The sequence below is a fragment of the Arthrobacter sp. HMWF013 genome, assembly GCF_003061105.1.
Taxonomy (GTDB): Bacteria; Actinomycetota; Actinomycetes; order Actinomycetales; family Micrococcaceae; genus Arthrobacter.
The window spans coordinates 1,247-7,745 of sequence record NZ_QAIQ01000604.1; the positions used below are offsets into that span (position 1 = coordinate 1,247).

Genomic DNA, 6,499 nt, shown 5'->3' on the forward strand with positions numbered 1-6,499 from the left:
AATGGACGCCAGGACGATGGTCACGTTGGCGTCGGCGAGCTCTTCCTCCAGCTTGGCCAGGCCTTCCGGTGCGGCCAGGAGGCAAATGCAGGTAACGTCCGAGGCGCCGCGTTTGAACAGGAACTTGATGGCTTCGCGCAACGTGCCGCCGGTGGCCAGCATCGGATCCAGGACAAAGATCTGCCGGTCCGTGAGGTCCTCCGGGAGACGCTCGGCGTACGTGATGATGTCCAGGGTTTCTTCGTCGCGGGCCATGCCCAGGAAACCCACTTCAGCGGTGGGGACGAGCTTGGTCATGCCTTCGAGCATGCCCAGGCCGGCCCGGAGAATGGGGACCACCAGCGGAGTGGGCTTGGTGAAGGCGGTTCCCACCGTGGTGCTGACGGGAGTCTCGATGGTGACCGGCTGCGTGCGGACCTCGCGGGTGGCCTCGTAGGCCAGGAGGGTCACCAGCTCTTCCGTCAACTGCCGGAACACCGGAGACGGGGTGTTCTTGTCCCTCAGGACGGTGAGCTTATGGGCGACCAGCGGGTGGTCCACAACGAGAGTACGCATGGGTCAAAACTATCACCCGGGCGCTGAGCCGCCGCCCGAAGATCCGCCGCCTGCACCGCGTTCAGCCGGGTCCCCCGTTGGGTCTTGAATACGCGAGCCCTCTTCTGTGTGATCGTCCCGCAGGACCGGGTGCTCGAAGGTGGGAGCGGGCCCGGCATGCTCGTGCCTTCGCGTCAGATGGAACAGCCTGTGCGCCAGGATCACCATCGATACCCACGCCAGGCCAAGGAACCAGCCGGCCATCACATCGGTGAGCCAGTGGTGGCCCAGGAACACCCGGCTCAGGCCCATCGCGATGATGAAGATCACCCCGGCGATGATGGCAGTGATGCGGATCCAGAGCACTTCAAACTGAAGGCACATGATATACACGAGCACCCCTATCACCACCGTGGTGTTGAGGGTGTGGCCGCTGGGAAATGATGGTGACGTTTCGTACGGCGGGACCGCTTCGGAGTGGTCCGGGCGGGTGCGGCCGACGAGGCGTTTGCCGAAGGTGGTCGCCATGGTGGATACAGCAGCGGCACCGCCCACGAGGATGATGGGCCGCCACGTCCTGCTGAGGAACGTGAGCCATGCAGTCAGGATGCTCGCCAGGATGGGCATGCCGATGCCCCCGCCGATGTTCGTAAAGGCAGTCACAGCGGCATCAAGGGCAGGGTTCCGCAGGTCCTGGGCGGCGTCCAGCGCAGGGAGGTCCAGGGACGCAAGGCCCTCGTCATCCACCACGTTGTCGTACACCTCGGCACCCAGCAGCGCCATGGTGACAACCAGCGCGCCGCCTACCAGCAGCGTGATCCACAGCGCGGCGTACGGCTTGAACCACCGGCCTAAGCGTTCTCTCAGGGTGTCCGTGTCCACATTGCCTCCTTGGCGTCCGTGCGTTGCAAGGCTGGATATCCTTCGAAACTATCATTGAGCCATGGTCCCGGCAGAAAAGGAACACGGCGAGTGGATGGGCCTTGCCTTGAACGAGGCCCGGCGGGCACTGGACACGGAGGATGTTCCCATCGGCGCCGTGGTGATCGGTCCCGACGGCGGAGTGCTGGGTTCAGGACGGAACCAGCGCGAGGAGTTGGGAGATCCCACCGCCCATGCCGAGGTGGTCGCCATCCGCGAGGCCGCGGAAAGGTTGCGTGAACTTTCCAAGCTCGGTGGCGGCACCGATGATGGATGGCGGCTTGCGGACTGCACCTTGGTGGTCACCCTCGAGCCGTGCGCCATGTGCGCGGGAGCTGTGGTGCTGGCGAGGATTCCCCGCGTGGTCTTTGGCGCCTGGGACGAGAAAGCCGGCGCCGCGGGCTCCGTCTTTGACGTTCTCCGCGAGCGCCGCCTCAATCATTGGGTGGAGGTCTACGCCGGCGTCAGGGAAGAGGAATGCGGCGCCCTGCTGAGGGATTTCTTCGCGGCCCACCGCACCGGCACCAACCGCACCGGCACCAACCGCACCAGCACCCACCGCAGCGGGCTTTAATCCGCGAACCCCGGCCTTGGGCCGCGAGCTCTAACCAGCGGCATCCAAGGCATCGATCCGGTCCTGGCGGGAGGCGGGCGAGTCGAGGCTGAAAGAGCGGAAGTCACCGAGCCCGTCCCGGATCCAGGCTTCAACTTCGGCAATGCGCTGGTTTACGGCCGGGGTGGCGCCGTCCAAGAGCCAATGGGCGATCCGGGCGTTTCCGGGATCGTATTGCCAGAGCCCGATGATCCGTCCGCGGTCCAGGACGGGGTGATCGGGAAGATCGGCTTGCAGCGCGAGCGCGGAGCCAAGCACTTTCCTGCCTTTGTCCTCTTCGGCCAACAGTTCTGCTGAGTTCCGCCGGAGCAGGACGAGCGAGTCTGTGCCGGCGAGCAGTTGGATCTGTTCCTCTGCCGGTGGCACGAAAGCGGCGAGGCGCCCGACGTCGTCGGGCAGCATCCACAGCACCTCGCCGTTCGCTGTGGGGACCTCCACAGCCGCGACGGCGGCCAGCGCCGCCTTGGTATTGGCCAACGTGAACCCGGTAAACCACTGCGATTGTTTGGCCGTGGCTCCTCCGGTCCAGCCCAGGTACCGCTCCATCAGGAGGCCGCGGACGGCGGCGTCGTCCATGGTTGTGGGCGGCAGGTTCCAGAGGGCATAGGCGTAACGCTGCTGGTCGAGGCGCCCGTTGGCAGGTACCCGCCGGATCCGGCCATCCGCTTGCAGGAGGCCGAGGGCCGCGGGAAGGGTGGTGGCGGCGCCCTTCTTCTTGCCTTCATCGCCCAGGTTCCGGACCGAATCACCCAGCACGTCCTTGAGCTGCTTGGGGTCCAGCGGGCCACCTGCCTGGGCCAGGGCGTGGAGGATTTCCTCTTCGAGAAGCGTGATTTCACCGCGTTCCACGCCCATCCTGGCGAGTACCCTGAACGGGGCCACGGCGGCGTCCCTGCCAATCTGGAGGCCCCAGGCGAAGTCCTCGTGGCCCAGGACGTAGGTGCAGCCACGGGCGGTGGGCAGTTCATGGATTTTCATGGACAGGACATCGGCGTCTGCCTGGGCGCGGCTGGTTCCGGCCCGGGCAAAGAGTGTCAGATACGGGTTAGCGCCGCCGACGGAGCGTGCCCAGCCAGCTGTTTTGAACACATCGGCGGCGTCCGCGCCCCGCAGTGAACCGTCCAGGCCTTGCCGATGCCAGGCCCATGCCCGCAGCAGCCCAGGGGTAAGCAGGTCCGGCGAAGGAAACTCGAGCGACGGCGCCAGCGTGCTCACTTCGGCATCAGGGACGGCGTGCGTAGTCATGCCTCATTGTGCACTGGAGGCCCCTCCTGCGGTAGGCATCTCTTCAGGAGGTGCTGCAGCTGCTGTTGCAGTTGCCGAACCCGACGCCGTCGACGACGCCGTGAGGATCTCCAGGACAGTCAGCGCCGTGACGTCCCAGCCTGGCAGCCTGTCCCGGGCGGCGACTGCTGCCATCCGCCATTCGGCGCGGAGGGCGGCGTCCGAAAGCCACGCCCGGATCACGGCAGCGAGCACGTCTGGTCGGTCGCTTTCAGGACCGGCCAGCCCGACGGCGGCACCTGGCAGGGCGGCCGCCTCAGCTAGCCGGGCGCTTTCTTCTCCAACCCGGGCGTCGGGCGAACTGCTCCCCATACCCAACGCATCAACCGCACCTGTCCCCTGCCGGACGATGACCGGTATGCCGTGGGCCAGCGATTCGGTGACCACCAGGCCAAAGGATTCCGCCTTCGACACGAGCAGGCTCAGGTCCGCCCGGTTCCACTCATCCGCCAGCGATGTGCCGGCCAGCTCGCCGGTCGTCCGCACCCGGTCTTCCATTCCCTGGGAGGCAATCGCGGACCGGACCAGCTCCGCGTACGCGGGGTCGGCGTCGTCCGTTCCCACCAGCGACGCGCTCCAGGCGAGATCCTGGAGCAGCGCCAGGGCCGTAACGATCAGCAACTGGTCCTTGTTGGGGAGCAGTGCGGCTACCGCGATGATGTGCGGCGGCTCTGAACCGGCCGCCAATGGTGCGGCATCCGTGCCCGGGAGGGCGACCTTGCCGGATAGCCCGTACTTGTCGCTGACGTGGGCAGCGGCTGACGAACTGGTACAGATCACCCCGGCGGCCGCCCGCAATGACCGCTTCTCGGCGTCGGGATGGCTGGGTGAGGGCATGTGCAGCAGGACCCAGGTGCGCTGGCCGGCGGCCGCGGCGTACTCAATCTCGTCCGGGGCACCACAGGCGATCAGGCCATCCACCAGCGTTACCGTTCCCGGCGGTACCTCCGCCGTCGGCTTCCAGGCGCCCAGCAGGCCGCCCAGCCGGCGTCGTTCCTTGGCGCTGGCATCGGGCCAGGAGCCGTCGACCGGCACAACGTCCACCTCGACGCCCAGCGCCTTCAGGCCCTCCGTTAGCCGCGCGTTGAAGACGTTGCCGCCGGAGTTGTGACGGATGTTGCCGGGAACCAGGAACGTGACGTGCATGGCGATCAGGCAGTGAGGTCCAGCGAAAAGGTGGCCCAGGCGTCCGGGTTTTCGCGGAGGGTGACGTCAATGGCCGTCAGTTCGCGGCCGTCGTCGCTGTTCTTAAGCTTCGCCACAACAGACTGGGCAATGTACTCAGCCAGCGCCTCCGTGGTGCTGAGCTTGCCGGCGAAGTCCGGGTGGTCATCCAGGTTGCGGTAGTTCAGGCCAGCAAGGACTTCTTCGATAATGCCGCCGGCAGCACCAATGTCCAGGACGATCGCGTCCTCATTCAATGAACGGCGGCGGAAGGTCACCTCCGCAACGAAGGTCGCCCCATGCAGGGCCTGGGCCGGGCCGAACGCCTCCCGCGGGAGGCTGTGGGCGATCATGAAGTGGCGTCGGACGGTCAGACTGAACACTGGCTACCTCTTGTCTTCGGGGTCGGTGGTGGTGGATGGGTCGTCTACCGGGTGGGCAGACTCGCCTTCGGCGGCTGAATTGTCTTCGATGGGGTACTCGATCACATGGCACAGGGCCTCGAGTGTTCCGTCGGCAAGGTTCTGTACAACTTCCGGCAGCTCCGTGAACGGAGATGCGCCGGTGAGGAATGCATCAAAGACCGGGTCCTTCAGGAGTGATACAGCCAGGTTCAGCCGGTCCGCGTTCGTGCGCCGGTGCCTCCTTGCCCTGGCCACCACCCCCACCTGGCTGGCCCGGATTGAGAGTCGTCGGGCGTGGAAGTCCTCACCGAGCGGCACCGTGACCTCGCGGTTGGCATACCAGGACATCTCGATCACCACACCTTCGTCGCCCGTCAGCTGCAGACTGCGCTCCAGCCCTGCTTGGGATGCGGAGCAATGGAACACGATGTCACAGTCGGGCAGGGCATCGTCGGGATGGCTGAAGCCGACACCCAGCCTGTCCGCCAGGTTCTTGCGCTCCGGATCAAGGTCGACGAGTTGGAGGCGGGCCAGCGGAAACGTGCGCAGCAGGGTTGCCACCATGCCACCCACAAGGCCCGCTCCCACCACTGCGATCCGGTCGCCCAGGCGCGGGCCTGCTTCCCACAGCGCGTTGATGGCTGTTTCGACGGTCCCCGTGAGCACCGCGCGCCGGGCCGGGACGTCATCGGGAATCCTAGTGAGGTCTTTTGTGGCGGTCACGTAGCGGTCCTGGTGCGGGTTGAGGCAGAAGACCTTCTGACCTAACCAGCCAGCCGGTCCCTGTTCGACGACGCCGACTGACAGGTAGCCAAACTTCACCGGAGAAGGAAACGAACCCTCCTGGTGCGGCGCGCGCATCTCATTTGCCACCCGCGGCGGTACCGAGCCGGTGTGGACCACGATCTCCGTCCCCTTGCTGATACCGGAGTACAAGGTGCGGACGAGTGCTTCACCCGGCCCTGGCACTGGCAGGGATTCGGACCGCAGCTCGCCATGTTCGGGTCCGGTGGTCCAGTAGGCGGTTGCCCGCGCTGCTTTGCGTGAGTTAGTCATCTTGCTTATGAATCTAGTCCCCCGAATGGACGCGGCGAAAGCCAACCGCCGCCGCACTGCTGTGTCGGCCAGGTCCTAACCGCCTTCGCCAGGCCGAAGCCCGGACCCCGACCGCGTTCTCTGGCGACTACGACGAGTGATTGAGATCAGGAAGTGAGCCTTTGGGCCGACCATCTTCGACGTGGGCATCGCTTTCCAGCAATTGTCCCAACCAGTTCTCCGGTAGTTGTGGTGGTTCCCAGTCGGGTTGTTCGCTGGCGTAGTGTCTGCCGCTGGGTGAGATCCAGCCCGGCGGTTCGGTCTTGCTGGCGGGTCCGGGTGTCCAGCCTGTGGTGTGCCTGAGCTTGTGGTGCTTGGGGCAGTGCTGGGCGAGGTTGCTGATCCCGGTGGCCCCGCCGTGCGCCCAGGCAAGGAGATGGTCCGCTTCATTATCCAGCGAGGCGTTGCTGCAACCGGGAAACGGGCACTTCCCATCGCGGAGCCTGAGCCATTGGCGTTGGGCTTTGGTGACCGGGTAGCTGGT

Annotated in this window: 8 protein-coding genes; 1 reads left to right on the plus strand and 7 read right to left on the minus strand. The window is 65.9% G+C overall.

The features are described 5' to 3' along the window. Both upp and DBR22_RS20365 read right to left on the minus strand, forming a co-directional pair. Window positions 1-555 (minus strand): uracil phosphoribosyltransferase (gene upp, locus DBR22_RS20360; protein WP_258229343.1); only part of this gene is annotated, 555 nt, incomplete at its 3' end. A 12-nt stretch (window positions 556-567) separates the two neighbouring features. Further along, window positions 568-1,416: a phosphatase PAP2 family protein gene (locus DBR22_RS20365; protein WP_108600492.1), complete on the minus strand. Its 849-nt coding sequence runs from the start codon at window positions 1,414-1,416 to the stop codon at window positions 568-570. A gap of 61 nt (window positions 1,417-1,477) precedes the next feature. Between DBR22_RS20365 and tadA the strand changes: the two genes are divergently transcribed. Continuing rightward, on the plus strand, window positions 1,478-2,029 hold the full coding sequence (gene tadA, locus DBR22_RS20370; protein ID WP_108600493.1) for a tRNA adenosine(34) deaminase TadA: 552 nt from the start codon (window positions 1,478-1,480) through the stop codon (window positions 2,027-2,029). Window positions 2,030-2,059: 30 nt separating this feature from the next. Here the strand turns inward: tadA and DBR22_RS20375 are convergent, their stop codons facing one another. The 5 genes from DBR22_RS20375 to DBR22_RS24195 all read right to left on the minus strand — a co-directional run. Further along, window positions 2,060-3,313, minus strand: coding sequence for a DNA glycosylase AlkZ-like family protein (locus DBR22_RS20375; protein WP_108600494.1), 1,254 nt, complete (start codon window positions 3,311-3,313; stop codon window positions 2,060-2,062). Window positions 3,314-3,316: 3 nt separating this feature from the next. Continuing rightward, window positions 3,317-4,498: a glycosyltransferase family 4 protein gene (locus DBR22_RS20380; RefSeq protein WP_108600495.1), complete on the minus strand. Its 1,182-nt coding sequence runs from the start codon at window positions 4,496-4,498 to the stop codon at window positions 3,317-3,319. A gap of 5 nt (window positions 4,499-4,503) precedes the next feature. After that, window positions 4,504-4,899 (minus strand): 6-pyruvoyl trahydropterin synthase family protein, encoded by a 396-nt coding sequence (locus tag DBR22_RS20385; RefSeq protein WP_108600496.1) that lies wholly within the window; start codon window positions 4,897-4,899, stop codon window positions 4,504-4,506. A gap of 3 nt (window positions 4,900-4,902) precedes the next feature. Beyond that, window positions 4,903-5,976 (minus strand): zinc-dependent alcohol dehydrogenase, encoded by a 1,074-nt coding sequence (locus DBR22_RS20390; protein ID WP_258229344.1) that lies wholly within the window; start codon window positions 5,974-5,976, stop codon window positions 4,903-4,905. Between the two features lie 127 nt (window positions 5,977-6,103). After that, window positions 6,104-6,499 (minus strand): HNH endonuclease signature motif containing protein (locus DBR22_RS24195; protein WP_258229345.1); only part of this gene is annotated, 396 nt, incomplete at its 5' end.